Raw genomic sequence first — 17,993 nt, forward strand, 5'->3', positions numbered from 1 at the left:
GATCCCCCTTTTATAGATAAAAAAACACTATGACAGAATTTAGCCATAGTGCATCCTTTCTATGGTAACCTGACGATCGTAGCAGATATTTCTACCTTAGACTCACGGCTTTGCGTCCCTAGTTTTCAATAGGTTTGCCTTTTGCATAGTATTTTGTTGGAAGTTGCATGAGACTATTATACTACTTTACTGGAAAAATAAAATAATATTTGGAAAATAATTTGAAAATGGATGAAAAATAGGTAAAAAGACTTTGTGTTTTGTTGTAAATACATATTACAAAGTGCTGGTTTTTTAGTAGAATGTATTAAGGAAGATTTTACTAAAATAAAAAACTAGGAGCATTATTGATGAAGAATAAGTTAATCAGTCTCGCTACATATCTTTCAATCTTGTTCATTGCACTTTGCTGTTTTACACCATCAAACGTATCGGCAGCAGCAACTTATCAACAAGTAGAGAAGCAAGTAAACGAGGCAGTAAAAGAAGCGGAAAGTCTTGAGCCGTATTACCTTATTAAGTCTTCAAAGGGTATTGGTGTTTCTTCAACATTCTCAAAGCAATATAATCAAACAAAAGCATCGATCGATAAGGCTCAACAATCGATTAACTCTTTGAGTGATTCAAGAAAAAGTAACTTACAAGAAAGACTTAATAAGGCAAAGGAATTACGTCTTCGTGCTGCGTATTTTATTGACAGCGCGAAACATGGTGCTATTCTCCGCCAGTATTTAACAGAGTTTGAGGCAGCAATTAAGAAAGGCAGCATTAGTCAGGTCGATAGCTTGTATGACAGGTATTCAACTAAGATCAGAAAAGTAGAAGAGACAATTGGTAAGGTTTATGGTCCTGCTACTCGCAGAGTATTATTGGATTACTACATAACTCCTTCCAAGATCGCAAAAGAACGTGTCATTTATGAGGTTTCACATTATCGATTACTAAATACAATTAATTCACAAATTCAAAAAAAACAGTTGACAGAAGCAAATACGAATTTTGGTGTTTTAAGCAGACTGAAAAAACGTGCCATTGAGATTAAACAAACTGGTGGTTATGCTAGTTTACCGAGTTCAATTAATCAAACGTTGGTTAAAATGGAAACAACCTACAAAAAAAATTATGATACAGCAAAAGGCTCGGGAGGCACTAGTACTTCTCCGATTCAAGCTGTTGTAACAGCCAGTTCTTTAAATGTTCGTTCAGAACCGACGGTGAATTCAGATATTGTAGGTAAACTGAATAATGGTGACGTTATAACGGTTTATGAAATTGTGGGAGATTGGGCAAAAACTAAGATCAATAATAAAGATTGTTATGTTCACAAAAATTATTTGATTCTAGGATCGACAGAACAAGGTGGTAGTTCTTTATTAGCAGGGAAAGTCATTGCAATTGACCCCGGTCACGGTGGTAAAGATTCAGGTGCGATAGGTTTTGGTCTGAAAGAAAAGGATATTGTACTTGATGTTGGATTAAAGGTTCAAACATTGCTTGAAGCCGAAGGTGCGAAGGTTATCATGACAAGAAATAATGATACATTTTTGGAACTGCAAGAACGAGCAACACTAGCAAATAATGCTAAGGCGGATATATTCATAAGCTTGCATGTTAATGCAGCAACTAGCGGATCAGCCAGTGGTACAGAAACGTATTGGAATGATAAGTACCAAAGTGCCAATAGTGAAAGGTTAGCTGAGAAAATCCAAAAGAGACTAATTGAAAAGCTTGGAACGAAAAACCGTGGAGTGAAAGATGCTGGATTCTACGTTATTAAATATACGACGATGCCGAGCGTACTAGCTGAGCTTGGTTTTATCTCGAATGAAGCTGAAGCGGCAAAGTTAAAGACAAGCCAATTCCGAGATAATGCAGCAGAAGCTATATTACTTGGAGTTTTGGATTATTATAAGTAGATAGATGGAGTGCATGTCACTAAAAGAGCCCAGCATAATAGCTGGGTTTTTTTAATGTTATAAAGCTTTTTCTAAAAGACGGAAGATAGAATAATTTAATTGTAATAGGTAATTTGGACTCATACCAAGTAGGTATTTAGTTTTATTGGTAATATTTTCTTTTTTGGAACAAATGATATGTTGAGATAATAAATTACCTATAAAAAAGTTCTTTAAATAGATATTTCCCAATGAATTAAGTATATTAAAATATTGATATAAAATTTTCATAAAAATTCCGAAGTTTACATTTTGTGTAATTTGTACTAGAATATTTTTGCTATTAAATAAATTGGAAGAGGTAGAGAATCTTGAAAAATAATAAGAAAAAGAAGCGTATAGTACAAACGACATCCTTAATGATGGCTGCTAGTGCCGTAGTTGCGGTAACACCTGCTCAGGCTGCTTCACAAGCAAATGTGGAGGAAGCAGTTAATAGTGCATTTAAATTAGCGAATTCTCTAAAATCTCTCTATGTTATATCTCAAGATAATGATTTTGCTTTGTCTAAAGAAAATATGACAAAATACAATCAAGCAAAAGAATCAATTCAAAAGGCCCAATCTATTCTTTCGTCATCTCAGGTATCTAATAAAAATAAGTTAGAAGCAAAGTTAAAGTCAGCTGAAGAAATTAGATTACGTGTTGCTAGAGTTATAGACTTAACAAAATTAAGAGGTAGTTTAGAAGAATTACAAGCAGAATTAAAGAAAGATATTGAAAAACAAATGATGAATGATGAGACTGTCAATAAATATAACAAGCTATCTGCTGAAATAAGAAAAACAGAGAGAGCTATTGGGAAAATGTATGGCAGTGATAACCGGAAAATTGCAAATGAGTTAGTTATAACGCCTGCAAAAATTGTAAGAGAAACCATTATATATGAGGTATCTCGTTATAACTTATTAAAAGAAATTGAAGTACTTGTAAGTAATGATAAATTTAGTGAAGTTGAAGAACAACTTGCTGTGTTAGAACGTCTGGAAAAAAGATCAGTAGATATAAAAGAAGCGGGAAATAAACTACACCCTGGTAAATACCCAAGTCTACCTCAAATTGAGTCCAGTTTAGTTCATTCTAAGGATGAAATTATAAAAAAAGTACCAGAAGAACCGCCAGTAAACCCTGATACAGGAAGTGAAACACCGACAACACCAGGCACTGGAGGTGACACAGAAACGCCTGCAAATCCAGGTACTGGTGGTGACACAGAAACACCTGCTACTCCAGGTACAGAGATTCCATCAACAATCACAGCCGAAGGTACATATGGACAAGAAACTGGAGATCCTCTTGTAGTTGAAGGAGATTTAGTTGTAAAAAGCCAAAACGTGACTCTAAAAAACATGATTATTAAAGGGAACTTGTTAATTGCTGAGGAAGTAGGGGAAGGAGACGTAACACTTCAAGGAGTTACTGTTGAAGGTACTACTACAGTTAAAGGTGGCGGAAGCAACAGTATCCATTTCACTGATTCAGTTTTAGCCACTGTAATTGTGAATAAAAATAATGGAGCAATCCGTATCGTTGCTAGTGGCTCGACACAAGTATATGAAGTTCAACTGGAATCATATGTGAAGATTGAAGAAGAAAACCTAGATAATAATGCAGATGGATTCACCAATATTACAGTTGGTGAAAGTGTTCAATCAGCTACAGAAGATTTAAGTGTAGAATTGATTGGCTCATTTGAAACGATTAATTCTAGAGCTATGAATGTTCGTATAAATTTAGATCAACAAACAGACATTCGCACATTAATTCTAAATGCTGCAGCTAGTGTGCTGGGGGCTGGAAGAATCGATACAGCTCGAATAAATGCTGATGGTTCTACTATTTCACAAAGACCGCAAAATCTAGTTTTAGATAATGGAACTTCTGTTCGAGTTGGAGAAGATGAGGTAACTGATAGCTACTCTGATATAGATTCTGTTTTGATGACTAATGTACATGCTGATCAATCAAGCATTAGTGTAGAATATGATGAGTATATAGCCGGACTATCTTTAGCTGATTTTGAAGTAACAGCTACATTAGATGGGCAGCCATATGAATTGCAAAATTTAGAGTATAATTCAAATAGAAATCGTTTTACATTTACTCCTGTTCCATTAACAGAAAACCTTGATAAGGAATTGGTTATTAAAGTTAAACCTTCAGAAAGTTCTACTAAGGTTACTGGACAAGAGATTAGCTCTACGGTTGAAATTGGCACTGGTTTTAGTGGGAGAATTACTGACATTGCGAATGTTGGTATTGAAGGAATGACGATTAAATTTAGAGAGGGCACAGGCACGACAGAAGGTGAAGTAGTTGCTGAAGTGACAACTGATAAATTTGGTTATTATTCTGTTAATCTACCATCAGGCAATTACACAGGAGAGTTTTCTAAGCAAGGATATGTTACTTCATATATGATGGGAACAGCACCAACTGATACATTTAATGTTGATCAAAATGAAACAGCAATAAGAGCTGCTGCAACAAATGAATTGAAAATAATGCTTGAATGGGGAGAAAATCCTTCAGATTTAGATTCACATTTAGTTGCTACCCTATCAAATGGTGAGGAACAATATCATACTTGGTATTCTGATAAAGAGTTTGTTCTAGCTGGAACGACTTATGCAGACTTAGATTGGGATGATACAAATTCATACGGACCGGAAACAACAACTATTCGTAAGCTTGTGGATGGTGAATACTTATTTTATGTTCATAATTTCTCAGGTGAGACTCCGCTGGCTGAATCTGGTGCCAAGGTAAAAATATTTAAAGGAAATGCTCTGGTTGCTGAACAGGAATTTAGTGTTCCGTCTAGTGAAAATAATGAGAGATATTGGAAAGTATTTAAGCTGGTTGTTTCAAATGATGGTCAAGATATTAATGTAACACCGATCAACGACCTATTAGAAGACGCTCCATTTGAAAATGAGATAGATCCAACTGAACAACTACAATATTTAATAAATGATGCGCAGGATATATTGAATAACGGTACTATAGGAACTCTTCCAGGGGACTATACAGAAGAATCCTTTACTGGTTTACAGACAGCTTTAAATACTGCTTTAACATTACGTGAAAATACAGATGCCACTGAAGAGGAAATAATGCAGGTATCTGAAAATCTTTCACTTGCTATTGAGCAAGCATATATCAATCGAGTACCTTATGAAAATGAAAATGAATTAGATCAATTGGTTGCAGTATTATCAGACTCCATATCTGAAGGTCAACAAATTGTGGACAGTGCAACAGTGGGAACAGAGCCAGGTAATTTCACACAGGAATCACTTGATTTGCTACAAGCTGCACTTGAAGATGCAAGAGGATTTTTAGAAGGTGGTTCTTTTACTCCAGAGTCTATCTTAAGCGAAACACAGGCAATTAATGATGCAATAGAGGAAGCGAATGCTTCACGTATTCCTAATGACTTAACACCTCCTGAAATAAATGAACTAAATTATGTCACTCCAGGTGAATTAAATAACGGAGAGTTGCATGTAAACTTTAGTGAAAAATTAAGCGATGATTCTGCATTGGAAGTAAAAGATGCTTTGGAAGGTATGACGGAAGAGTTTGGAACTTATGGAGTGAACGTAACGACAGATGATAATCAAATATTTATTGTCCAATTTGGTGACGATACCGAGGGTGATGGTGGAGAGTTTGATGGTACATTTGTTGATACTTTAACAATTAATACTAATGAAGTACTAATTGAAGATGTTTATGGAAATAAAGCAACAAGTAATATTGTGATAACAGCTCAAAACATCAATTAATAAAACGTAAAAATGCTCTATAGATTGATCTATAGAGCATTTTTATTATGTGCTTGATTAGCAAAGTGATGAGTCATTATCTCTCAATCAAACCAGTCAAGAAAAATCTTAACATATCTTGTTTTACTAGATCTTTTAATGATGATTTGGTTACTTTACCGGGCTTCATCTCTGTTACAAAATTAGTCTTATTATGCAGTGGGATTCCAGAATCTATTGCAATAACATCGCCATTTTCTACTCCATCAACTATTTCCCGAACACCTTCAAAGCTCAAACCGGTTTCAACCGTATTCTTAGTAATCAGTCCATTTTTATTTAATTGATAAACAAACGACTTTTTCCCATCATGAATGGCTTTATCTTTAAGTGTAGGGACACCGTTTGCTTGTGCGGTGACAACAGTTACAACTGCTTCTGTGCCGATTGGTAGTACTTCCGGCTGTTCCAGGATACCTGCTGTAAATGTATAAGCGTTCTTCTGGCCGATTGCAGGGTCCTTAACAGGATATGCGTGGATTTTATCCAATGTGCCTTCCAGCTTTTGACCAGATGCCTCTGCAACAAGCTCCATTCCGGCCTCCGCCTTGGATAATTGTTTTTCTGTAAAAAGGCCTTCTATGGCTAACTCGTTAGAAGCGATTGTCACAAGAGGGTTTTCCAGTTTTTTGTTCACTTTGACAACAGTGCCATCAATTCCACTTACTAGTTTCGCTGATTGATCTTGTTCATTAATATTACTCAATTGAGCTTGATACTTTGAAATTTCTGCTTCCAACTTTTGTTTTTCCAACTCGTTTCGGTAAATCTCTTGTTCAATTAAACTCACGATCATATCAGATGATGTGTTCACATCGATATTTAACCCATCTTCCAAGTCTGAGTCAATCTCCATTTCAGAGTCAGAATATAAAACAGAAGATTGATAGGCTATTAAAGAGCTAATATAGTCATCAACACCTTCTATTTCTCCTTCTAACTGTTGAATTTCAAGCTCCATTGTTTCTTTTAAATGATCTATTTCCGGTGATGAGTAGACAAATAAAGGAGTTCCTGCAACAACTTCATCGCCTTCTTTTACTAGAAACTGTTGAAAATCAATCTGTTCTAACGGCAGATAAATATCTTGATTTTCCCTCGGTACTATCATACCGTCGGCTTCAATCGTTTCCACAATATCATCCTCTTGCACACGCGTCCATTCTTTAACATATATCGTACGATCGACCTTGCTTTCATCCTTAAAAATTAAATAACCGTTTAAACAAAGGAATCCAACAAAAACAATCCCGAGTACTGTCACGAACCATTTTTTCATCTAAACACCTCCTTAATAAAGTACCGAAATTTTAAGAAAAGCTAGTAATCCTTCTAACAGCCAAACAATGAAATAAAACAATATAACAATAGATAGGGTGTAAAATCTATTTTTCTCACTAAGAAAACGAAAATAATAGTATTGCACCCATATCGCGACAAAATGAAACACTGTAATCGCCCCGAAAAAATTCGTCCAATATTCATGATCCATCACATATTGGCTTATCACCCCAAATGAGAATGGATTGCTCACGTGATTTAAATCAAGTAAAACAAGAACGGGAATTGTAAGGAGTTGTCCACTTAATAGAACAGTCAATGCAAACGTTTGTACGATCACTGCTTTGAGATATGGTATATCCAAAGCAATCCAAAAAAATAACGCAGTAAACCAAATAAAAAGTGTTGGATAAAGTAAGCTGCCAATAAGCTTTCCAGCTAATAACAGCAATTTACCTGCTTCATATTTTCCACTTGAATCACTAATATTTTCTGAATACGTCTCTGTTCCAATGCCGAAATATGTACTGATTGCAAAAATAATTAAGCATGCGAGATATAGAAGTAGGATCTTAAGGAATACCTTTTTCACAGCTTCAGCTTTTTGTAATTGATAGAGGCTTATTCGTGGTTTGGTTAGGCCTTTAAATAGTTGTGTTTGGTAGATCATGTGTGTACCTCTCTATTTTATTATTAGTCTAGGCTTTATTCTAACCTACTTTTGATGAATGTAAAATAGTGGGAGGATAGCAAAATGAATTTTTATAGATAAAAAGAAGATGTTTGAAAGAGTAATAGTGGTTTTGGTTACAAAAAATAAAAAATATTTTAAGGGTTTGAAATTTCAATATAATATTCATGCGGAAATCCATGTTTTGGATAGGGTAAAAATTTATAATGTCAAAAAAGAGTGCAAAATCTGCACTCGAAAGGTAAAAAACACACATATATATTATACCCATAACTTAAAAAGTTTATGTCCGTAGTAGAAAAAATCTATATCTGCTAACAGTTGGAATCATGAGACTTAAAGACTAATGTAGTTGGTTTAAATAGGATTAAAAACCTATCTATCATCGAGGCTATATGTTTACTTTCTGCCAAAAGATACAAAATTTTAAAATTTTTATGGAAATAGAGGAAAAAAAGGAATAATATCGTATTATCAAAGAGTATGTAAAAAATATGAAAGTAGGTTGTCGAATGAAGATTTTTAAGAAGGCAGGAATCATGGCTTTTAGTGCTGCTTTGATTTTCTCCTCCCTCGGTCAAAGCCAAGTAAGTTATGCAACGAGTGAGCCTGAGCAAGGACAAAAAAGTTATGCGGAAACATTAAATAGGTTAGGATTTAAGAGCTCAAGCAACTTACAATCCCTCCCAACATCAAAAGAGAAGGAAGATGTTTTTTATGATAATCTCCTAGTTATTAAGTATAAGAAGGGGATTTCGACCAGTACTCATAAAAAAATGGGGACAACATTAGTAAATAAGGTTAGTGACCTTCAATATGATGTTGTTCAGGTGACAAATAAGAAAAATCTTGAAAAGGTCGCAGCTGAGTATATGAAGCGCGATGATGTATTATCCGTTACAAAAAGTGCTAAGGTTACAAAGCTTGGTGTACCAGATCAAAAGAGATCGTCTATGTATCACCTGGATAATTTAAAAATTGATGATGCAGCAAAGCTAGCAGGTAAAAATAAAGTGAAGGTGGCGGTTGTTGATACAGGTATCGACCCTAATCATCCTGAATTAAAAAACAAAATTGTGTATAACTACAATGTTATGGATCCATTGAAAAAGGGTGCTGCTGATTTACATGGTACACATGTAGCCGGAATTATCGCTGCTGAGAAAAACAATGAAGTGGGCGGATATGGGATTAACCCAAATGTGCAAATTGTATCAATTGATGTGTTTAATCGCTCCTTCTTCTCAAGTGACTACACAGTGGCTGAAGGAATCTTAGAAGCTATTAAACAAAAGGTTCAAGTGATTAACTTGAGTCTAGGTTCTACTTTTGCTTCTCCAATCATCAAAGAAGCGATTGACAAAGCGATAGAGGCAAACATTACAGTTGTTGCAGCAGCAGGTAACAGCGGTTCTGAAATGCTGGAATATCCTGCTTCATTTAATGGAGTGATTAGTGTTGGTGCGACCAATAAAGAGAACAAGTTAGCTGAATTCTCAACATATGGTCCATCTGTAGATGTTGTGGCACCAGGAGAAGATATTTATAGTTCAACCTATGAGGCTGAGCGAGGCTCTTCTTTTGCGAAGCTTGACGGTACTTCAATGGCTTCTCCGGTAGTTGCGGGAACAGTTTCACTGCTTTTATCGAAAAATCCGAAGCTAACACCACGGCAGGTTCAATATATCTTAAACAAAACAGCAACAGATTTAGGTAGCAAAGGTTATGATACGACTTATGGCTTTGGTTTAGTTAATCCTGTTAATGCATTAAAATATGATGCTAAAAAACTACCAGCTGTTGAAAAGCTTAAAGAAAACCAATTGATTGAGAAGGCAAAGAAAATAGAAGTAACAGAGAATTCTGTTCAAAAGGGAGCAATTACAAAGCTGTACCAAACAGATTGGTATCAATTTTCTGTTAGTGAGAATGAATATGTTCAGTTAAATTTACTTCCTTCTAGAAAATCCTATGACTATAAGTATGATCTTTATTTCTTCCCTGAGGGAGAAACAGAAGCTGCTACAGAACATATAACGGTTAATGATGTAACCGTTGGTGGTGAGGAAGCTTCCCTATATAAAGCACCTCAGGCTGGAACAGTTGTAATTGGCGTAAGTGATGCTTTGAAAAAATATGTTGAATCTGCTAAGCAAACGTACACGTTAACAGCTTCGAAAGTGGCTGAGCTACAAGATGATGGTTTAACTGAAGAAAATATGCAAACTATTACTCAGTTCCCTTACCGTTCAAATGATTTATACTTTACTGAAGCAGCTTCTCCCGATTCAAACGAAGAAGCACCAGTTGAGGAAGAGGAGCCAATTGATGATCTTACGTTCGGTGACAGTGATTTCTTCACCTTCACAGTGCCTGCTGGTAGTGAAAGCACAGAAACCTATCAGGTAAGTTCAACAGGAGTTCCTGGTATTGACGAAACGATCAATCTTTATATGATAGAAAAATACGAAATGGATGGCGAAGTTTTTGAAGAAAGAGTACAATACGACTCTGTTAATAGTAAGAGCTATGGTCAGGGTGAAACCATATCCTTCAACGGCTCCCCTGGTGAAACCTTTGTTATTGAAGTAACAAACAATCCTTTATCAGAAATGTTTATGTGGATGGATATGGGACAAGAGTTAGACTTGAATAGGAGCTTTTCATCAACCATTCCTTATAAAGTCACTGTAGATAAAACAGTATTAACTGCTGATGAAGATCAGTTCCCTGAAGCTTCATATGATTACTCAGATGAAGTAACAGAGGAATATGTGGAACAAGCTGTTAAAACGAAAGAAAATATTCGAAATGGTATTTTAGAAGATTTACTGGCTTTATTGGGTGAAGAGGAAGATTACTACTCACTAGTTCCTGAGATTGCGATGCCTTATACGGTTAACGAGGAAGCAAAAGGCTTCTTCCAATATAGCGGTGACGAGGACTGGTATTCTGTTCAGCTTGATAAAACAGGGGTATATGAACTTTCCAATAAAGGTGTTCAATCAGGAATTGAAGTATATCAGCAAAATGCTGAAACAGGCGATTTCAGTATGATCGCTTCAAATCTATACTTTGATATGGTTGGGGAGTCAGTACGGGAAAAAATGTATGTTGGCTTAAAAACAGATCAAACATACTATATTAAGGTAGCAGACCCAATGTATCGTCCAAACCTAAACGAATATTCTTTCACAGCTAAATTTGTTACAGGTGCACCGTTGGATTCTCAGGAATCAAATGATGTATACTCTGATGCGACAGAGCTAAAAGAAGGTACACTAACAGGTAACTTCTCTACGGAGCAGGACATGGATATACTCTATTACAAACCAACAAAGAGCGGCATTTACGGATATCAAATTCAGCCGGTAAAAACTAAATACGACAGTAAAGTACCAAAGGAATTAAAAAGAGAATTAGATCCGGCAGTGTTACTTATTGAAGATACAGACGGTGATAAGGAACTTGATGTGGAGGAAGAAGGGAAGGTAATCATCACCGATATTGGACTTTCTGGTGATGAAGAACGAGGATCATTTAACGCATCAAAAGGAAAAGGTTATTTTGTTGTGTTATTTGATTATTACGGCACTGCTTCCTTACAAAATTATACGTTTACCTTCGCATCTGGTAATAAAGTGGATGAAGACAAAGGATCTGTGATTAAAAACAATGTGCCAAGCAAATCTATTTCCTTAAAATCAGATAAAAAAGGAAAGCTGACTGGATCAGGCTATATGAATGCTTCAAACCAAAAAGGTGATGTTGATTACTTTAAGCTTGTTATTAAAGATAAAGCAAAGAAATACAAAGTAAAGCTAGATGTTCCTTCTGATTTAGACGGAGTGGTCAGTCTTTATGAAGCAAAAGGAAAACAATTGCTTAAAAAAGATGTATATGGTCTAGGAGATTCTGAAGAATTTTACGTGAATTTGAAAAAGGGAACATACTACTTTAAAGTAGAAGACAAAAATGGAACGGCAAGTATTTCACCGTACAATTTAACACTTCAATAAGTGTAAACCCCCTCTGTCACAGAGGGGGTTTTAACATTCATTTATTTACTCCTGTTTTCAAACCGATTCGTCTCCATTGATCGTTGATAAAGGATTTTAGCTCTATCTACCTCACCGTTTTCTTCAGCAGCTTTTGCTGCATGATATAAAAGCCAGGAATGGTTCGGTTCATATTCAATGGCGTTGTTCAGCCAAATGGTTTGCTCTTCGGGAGAAAGCAGCTGATATTCAACTGCGAATCGCACATACTGAGTTTGCCGCGGATTTAGTTTATAAGCATCTTGAACAGCAGCCGCAGCTTCTTCCTTTGTTACAGCTGATTGCACTTGTTGGTAGGCGTTTTCAGCCCTTGCAAACGTAATGGAAAACCAGCTACCACTTGTCAGAACGATGAATGCTAAGATTAGTAGAATAGGTTGATTGGACGCAGGTTGTTTGATTTTTTCTTCCCGACAAAGACTAAGTATAAGTAGATAAAACAGAATGATTGGATAGGAAAATGTAAATTCTATAAATCCATGAAAAAGTAGAAATAGAAATGCCGGAAATGATGCAGTTCTTTCTTTGAATAACTGAACGCTTACCTTAATAATAAGAAATAAAACAAAAAACAACCCAATTAAGCCCATCTCAATCCAAATATCAAGGTAGCCGTTGTGAACCTCGCTTGTTAAGTACGGAGAAGTTTGGATTCGGTACATGAGAATCTGCCATGCCTTTCCACCTAAACCCGTAAGGGAAAACTCATCCCAGTGTAATAAAGCATCCTTCCAATATAAAACCCGCTCAGAAAACGTATCAAAATTGAACAACAACCGCTGCTGTAAGGAGTTTGGCAATAAGTGATAAAAGGCACCTTTCCAATACAGGTCACTGAATAAGAACATAAATCCTACTAATAAAGTCAGGGGAACAAGGTGAATGCTGCGAGGATCCTTGGTCCTTGTCGAAATTTTTTTCTTTCCACCCACCATAAAAGTACACCGAAGCCAATTCCAACAACAAGTGATATCCAATTAATAGTCGAGGTTCCGTTAAGAATTATTGATGTATAAACAATAGTTCCACATACAAAAATGAGTCCGGAAATGATCAAATAACGAATATGTGTTTTTTTCGAAATCGCATAAAACGTGAAAAACCAAACGATGATAAACATTAACCAAGCACCCCGTGATTCGGTTAATAAAAAAAGTGGCCAAGCAAAAAAGGGAAGTAGCTTATGTAAAAAAGCACAACTTTTCTTGGACTCTCTCACAGCTAGAACAAGGTGAAAAAGAATCATCGCTCCAAGTATGGAGGCAAACGCATTAGGGTACTGCAAAAAGCCTCCAAGTCGTTCACCAAGTCCTGACACTTCCTTTGATAAAGACAATATAAACTGAGGGATGGAAATAATCCCTAATAGTACTAGATATGTCCCAGCTATTGTCGTCCAGTTGATAGCCAAAAGAAGTAGAGGAAGTTGAACAGCTCTCTCATTTATTTGTAGCAATAGTATGCCAAACGCAAAAAGTGCACACCAAACAAGGTATTCATCGAGCGTTCCTTGTACAGATTCAACTTGGGATAAAAGAGGTATTACCGACAAAAAGGGAAGAGGTAGTATCCATATCGGTACATTGACGTTGACCTTTTTCTTAAGTTTGAATAATAAAAGAAACCCCGTGATAGGAAATAGGAAAATCGTATAGAGATAAATATAGGCTGGATTATATAATCCACTAAACCCGATCAAACCGATTATAAATAGGAGATAAACCAAAGTTTTCATAACCATCACCTAGTATAAAAGACAGAAACAGCCTTTAGCAGGCTGTTTCTGACTCATTTTAATAGTTTAAAGCACGTAATATTGTATGACTCTCGTCTTTTTCTTCATTATAGCTTGTTTGTACGAAGTATAATGAATTTGTACGTGTATTGCTACCTGATAATTGAGCAGTTCCATTAGCTTCAAAGGAATACATTCCGAGTTTTTTACCAGCATTTGAGTAAATATGTGCCTGGTTTTCCTGTTGATACGTTAACACAATAATATCGTCTATAAGCTTCATGCTACTGTACCATTGGGAATCGGCAATATCTGTTTTCCAGCTATAAGCACCGTTTGGATTCAAGGCTGCTAAAAATTTCGTTGTATTAAAAATTAGCTTTCCATTTGATAGAAAGTAATTTTCATAAATCTCATCAGAGTTATATCCATATGGATTTTTTGCAATGATCTCTGACTCCTTTTTAATATGACCAGATGAGTCGATTACATAAAATTTAGCACCTGATAGAACAAGAGTCCCATTGTTGTATTCTTTTATTCCATTTTCATATACGTAGCCTATTGAATCGATTGACCAGTTTATATCTCCGGAAGAATCAAAGGAATAAAGGACTCTTAAAGAATTAAAGTACTCATCTGTATCATAGCCGATGTAAACATAAGCATTATTTTCGACCTTAACAATGTCATAGTGGAAAATGGTATTAATATCATCCCTGTCAATTGAGAGGCTTTGTCGCCATGCTTCCTTTCCTGTGTTTGTATATTTAATAAAGGAGCTTTCTTTCCAACGATCTGTTTGAATATCCAATACATAAACGGATCCATCATTCGCATATTCTACATCATATTCAGCTGTTGGCTTAGGAATGGAAAAAAGAAGCTTTCCTTTAGATGAAATAGCTTGAATTTCATCGTCAAGATAAAAATAAATTGTTCCATTTTGATCAACATCATAATAATGTTCGAATTTATCGATCGGTTGCTTTAGGGAATAGGTCCATTCTAGGTCACCATCCATTGAATATGAACGTAGGATGCCTTCTGAATACTTGATCGTGAGAACCTTTGGATCTTTATCTGTGCCACCACGATCGACCTGTTCCTCGGTAATATTCCAGGAATACTGTTTTTTTCCACTTTCATCTAGTGACATAATGTCTGCGTGGTAGACTTCATTGATAATGTTGTAATTTCCATATTGAAGGGATCCGTCAGCCTGTACATTTGTTTTATCAAACAAAGGCTCTCCCTTAAATTGTAACTTCCATAGTTCTGTTATTCCTTCGGGGTCTTTTTTAATTTGAGAGGAAAGGTTACCTTCCCATTTTTTTAACGTAGAAGCTATCGCTGCAGGAACAGCTTGGTAGCCACCTGATTTCTTTATTTCAACTGCACGCTTCTTTAAGCGTGAAAGCTTTGCTATATTACTTTTTGCTTGATTGACTTGCTGCTGTGAAAGCTGATTATCTATCTTTTGAAGTAAGCGATATTGAGAAACTTCATAAATCACGCGTTCTCTAGCAATCTTTGCGTTTACCACATATTTCGCTAGTAATGCATCGCGGTTTTTCTTGCCGGATACTTTTCCGATGGCAGCTTCAGTTGTTTTAATTTGTTTCGACAGGTCATCGTACAGACGATCAATATGTTGGATATCACCACTATTAATGACCTTGTTAAATGTTGTAAGCCTGTCTTGAAGTAAGTTACCTTGTTTTTTTACGTTTGCTGTGGTTGATGCAGCAAACGATTGGTTGGTGCCTATAAAGATGAAAATCAAGGCACAAATAAACGTAAGTATTGCTTTTTTTGAAAACATCAAATTCCCCCAAATATATTTTATATAGAAAAATCCATTTACTGGACTTTTTACACATTAGTACTCGAAAGTGACTTGTCCACTATCTATTCGTTCTTTTTCTTCTTCCAGTTTTCTTTTAGATTCGCCTAGTAATTGTTGAATAATTTTTGATTGCTCAGTTAAATCCTCCCGGAAAAACGCGGTGTATTCATATGTATGAACAGGTTCAAACACTCCGTCATCAATAGTGATTCTGACATGGTACATATATCTTTCTGCTATATTCAGATAGTTTTTATAAGCTTCCCCGAGCTCATTTGTTAGCCAAGACGTATGCGGCTCACTTACACCGCTTAGTGTAATATCTGTTAGTACGTCAGCCTTTTCCTTCAGTTCATACATGTCAGGCTCTACACTTGTCCCGTTTGTAGGAAGCTCTTGCCAAAATACTGAAAATAGCGATTAAAAGAAAATAACTTATTTTGAACATCAGGAAAATGCTGCTCAACAAACTGGATATAATACTGGTCAAGCTCATAGTCCTCATAGACAGGAGGCATCACATCTGTACCAGATACCTGGTCAAACCACTCATAAAAATCAGGGAAAAACGTCTCGTATAAACGATATGTTTTTGGCGGGTCTGCGGTAGGTTTTTTTGTTGGTTCAGAGGGCTTTGTTACGTTTGCTTTTTCCGGTGACAGTTGTTCAGTTGCAGGCTCTTTTAATGGTTCTTGTTCAACCAACTCTGTTTCGTTTGCTTCTGGTTGTGTTTCCAATTTTGATGTATCAGCAATTAAGGCTTCATCTTCAACAATACCAAAGATTTCTTCCTCAACTTTCTCAACTGTAGTTTCCTTTTTGTTTTCAGAAAAAACCAGAAAAACAGTAAACCATACTCCAAAACAAATGACAGTCATGAATAATACTAGAAGGGGTAGTAGTTTTGACATGGTGACGAACAACCTTTCACGGACTTTTTTACTATATATATATCGGTGGGGATCCGGAAATATTTAGTAGATTATGAATGTGATTTCATTCTTTTTAAAGGACATTTTTAAAATAAGGTTTAATGGTGTGAAAATACGCTATTCTGGGGTATTAAGCACGAAAAAAGCTGCTCACACGATAGGTGAGTAGCTTTTATCCTTATTTTACTTGTGTTCTTAATCTATTCTCAAACGATGATAAACTTTTTGAAATCGAGTCAGGAACAGATTGATAGCCACCATCCTTCTTAATTTCGATGGCTCTTCGTTTTAGTCGGTCAAGCGTTGAAAATTCACTTCTTGCCTGATTTAATTTGTTATCATCGAGTAACCAATAAATCTCGTTTAATAGACGATAGATAGAGACTTCATAAATAACTCGTTCAACTGCCACCTTTGAAGGTGTAATATACTTATCGCCGAGCTTGTTACGATTGGTGCTGCCGTACACCTGACCAATTGCTATTTCCGTTGCTCGCAATTTTTTTGTGAAGGAATCATATTGGCTATTAATGGTTCCAATTTTTCCAGCTGAGATTGTTTGATTAAACTGAGCTAGTGTTATGTTCAAAATATTCCCTTGATTTGTCGCCTTTAAGGCTAGAAGTGATCGATCAACGTTTGCAGGTAATGCTTTATAATTTCCTGCCTTTTTAATAGCGATTGAACGCTTTTTCAGTCTTTCCAGCTTCGACAATTGATCTTCGGCTGTACTCATTTTATTTTTAGAAATGAGTACCCCCACGTCATTCAGTAATCGATATTGTGATACCTCATAAATCGTACGTTCAATGGCAATTTTGGAAGGCCGGATGTATTTTGCTTCAAGCATTTCTCGATTGCTTTTTCCACTAACCTTTCCAATTGCCAGTTCTGTTGCTTTAAGCTGGGATGTTAGACGATCATATAAACTATTAATCTTTGAAATGGATCCTGAATTTATTGCAGAGTTATAAGCTGATAACTCGTTGAGTAACTTACTCCCTGCTTTTTCTGCAAGTTGCTTATTTAAAAGGTTTTGATCGAGATACCCATGGTCAACAGCTAGTTTCTCAAAGGAAGCTCCTGAATCTGTAATAATGACTGTTGTATAAAGGTTTAACCGATCAAAAAGCCATCTAACTTCATTGTTATGCATTCTCACACAGCCTGAGCTGACATACTTCCCTATTGAGCCTTCATTGCTGTTACCATGGATTGCATATGTTGTACCATATGTACCTCTAGCATCTAGTCCAAGCCATCTGTCACCAAGCGGGTTTCTGGGATCGCCGCCCGGGATATTTTCCTTGTAGTAAGGACGGTTTTTGATTTTGTTTACGATCTTAAACTTCCCCTCTGGAGTATAGGAGTCACGTCTACCTGTTGCAACATTAAAAACCTTGTTAAGCTTTCCGTCATCAAAAAAAGCCAGTTTATTGGTGCTCTTGTTAATAATAATTAATTGATCACCTGAAGCTTCCGCAGGTTGTTGAAAAAAGTAAAAAAACTAATGAATAAAATAAAAAATATGCCCACTCGTTTCAAAATAAACACCACCTATTAAGTTATGAACCTTATAAATAATTATAGTTAAAGAACATTGAAAATAATGTAAAATAGTGGAGCGGATTAACTAAATATTTACATAGATTTGTCAGGATA

At 35.9% G+C, this 17,993-nt stretch carries 11 protein-coding genes and 1 riboswitch; of the genes, 3 read left to right on the plus strand and 8 right to left on the minus strand.

The window, feature by feature from the left end; translation table 11 throughout:
* Window positions 1–60: 60 nt before the first annotated feature.
* A riboswitch (cyclic di-GMP riboswitch) is annotated at window positions 61–149 on the minus strand.
* Between the two features lie 201 nt (window positions 150–350).
* Together AC0L8O_RS24710 and AC0L8O_RS24715 are read left to right on the plus strand one after the other, a co-directional pair.
* Window positions 351–1,916 (plus strand): N-acetylmuramoyl-L-alanine amidase, encoded by a 1,566-nt coding sequence (locus tag AC0L8O_RS24710; RefSeq protein ID WP_473445937.1) that lies wholly within the window; start codon window positions 351–353, stop codon window positions 1,914–1,916.
* A 350-nt stretch (window positions 1,917–2,266) separates the two neighbouring features.
* On the plus strand, window positions 2,267–5,746 hold the full coding sequence (locus tag AC0L8O_RS24715; protein ID WP_473445938.1) for a hypothetical protein: 3,480 nt from the start codon (window positions 2,267–2,269) through the stop codon (window positions 5,744–5,746).
* A 76-nt stretch (window positions 5,747–5,822) separates the two neighbouring features.
* Here the strand turns inward: AC0L8O_RS24715 and AC0L8O_RS24720 are convergent, their stop codons facing one another.
* Both AC0L8O_RS24720 and AC0L8O_RS24725 read right to left on the minus strand, forming a co-directional pair.
* Window positions 5,823–7,064 carry an efflux RND transporter periplasmic adaptor subunit gene (locus AC0L8O_RS24720; protein WP_473445939.1) on the minus strand — a complete coding sequence of 414 codons (1,242 nt, stop codon included), beginning with the start codon at window positions 7,062–7,064 and terminating at the stop codon, window positions 5,823–5,825.
* Window positions 7,065–7,076: 12 nt separating this feature from the next.
* Window positions 7,077–7,736, minus strand: coding sequence for a hypothetical protein (locus AC0L8O_RS24725; RefSeq protein WP_473445940.1), 660 nt, complete (start codon window positions 7,734–7,736; stop codon window positions 7,077–7,079).
* 560 nt (window positions 7,737–8,296) lie between these two features.
* On the opposite strand from AC0L8O_RS24725, the gene AC0L8O_RS24730 reads away from it, so the two are divergent.
* Window positions 8,297–11,776 carry a S8 family peptidase gene (locus tag AC0L8O_RS24730; RefSeq protein ID WP_473449132.1) on the plus strand — a complete coding sequence of 1,160 codons (3,480 nt, stop codon included), beginning with the start codon at window positions 8,297–8,299 and terminating at the stop codon, window positions 11,774–11,776.
* Window positions 11,777–11,817: 41 nt separating this feature from the next.
* On the opposite strand, the gene AC0L8O_RS24735 is transcribed toward AC0L8O_RS24730, so the two are convergent.
* From AC0L8O_RS24735 to AC0L8O_RS24760, 6 genes are all read right to left on the minus strand, one after another.
* A complete protein-coding gene (locus tag AC0L8O_RS24735; protein ID WP_473445941.1) occupies window positions 11,818–12,663 on the minus strand; it encodes an O-antigen ligase family protein in 846 nt (281 codons plus the stop codon).
* 17 nt (window positions 12,664–12,680) lie between these two features.
* Window positions 12,681–13,550, minus strand: a complete 870-nt coding sequence (locus tag AC0L8O_RS24740; protein WP_473445942.1) for a hypothetical protein — start codon at window positions 13,548–13,550, stop codon at window positions 12,681–12,683.
* Between the two features lie 58 nt (window positions 13,551–13,608).
* Window positions 13,609–15,375, minus strand: coding sequence for a hypothetical protein (locus tag AC0L8O_RS24745; protein WP_473445943.1), 1,767 nt, complete (start codon window positions 15,373–15,375; stop codon window positions 13,609–13,611).
* Between the two features lie 57 nt (window positions 15,376–15,432).
* Window positions 15,433–15,759 carry a hypothetical protein gene (locus AC0L8O_RS24750; RefSeq protein WP_473445944.1) on the minus strand — a complete coding sequence of 109 codons (327 nt, stop codon included), beginning with the start codon at window positions 15,757–15,759 and terminating at the stop codon, window positions 15,433–15,435.
* Between the two features lie 8 nt (window positions 15,760–15,767).
* Window positions 15,768–16,310, minus strand: coding sequence for a hypothetical protein (locus tag AC0L8O_RS24755; protein WP_473445945.1), 543 nt, complete (start codon window positions 16,308–16,310; stop codon window positions 15,768–15,770).
* Between the two features lie 199 nt (window positions 16,311–16,509).
* Window positions 16,510–17,790: a L,D-transpeptidase family protein gene (locus AC0L8O_RS24760; RefSeq protein ID WP_473449135.1), complete on the minus strand. Its 1,281-nt coding sequence runs from the start codon at window positions 17,788–17,790 to the stop codon at window positions 16,510–16,512.
* Window positions 17,791–17,993 lie beyond the last annotated feature (203 nt).

This window comes from Metabacillus sp. KJ11-3 (assembly GCF_055808295.1).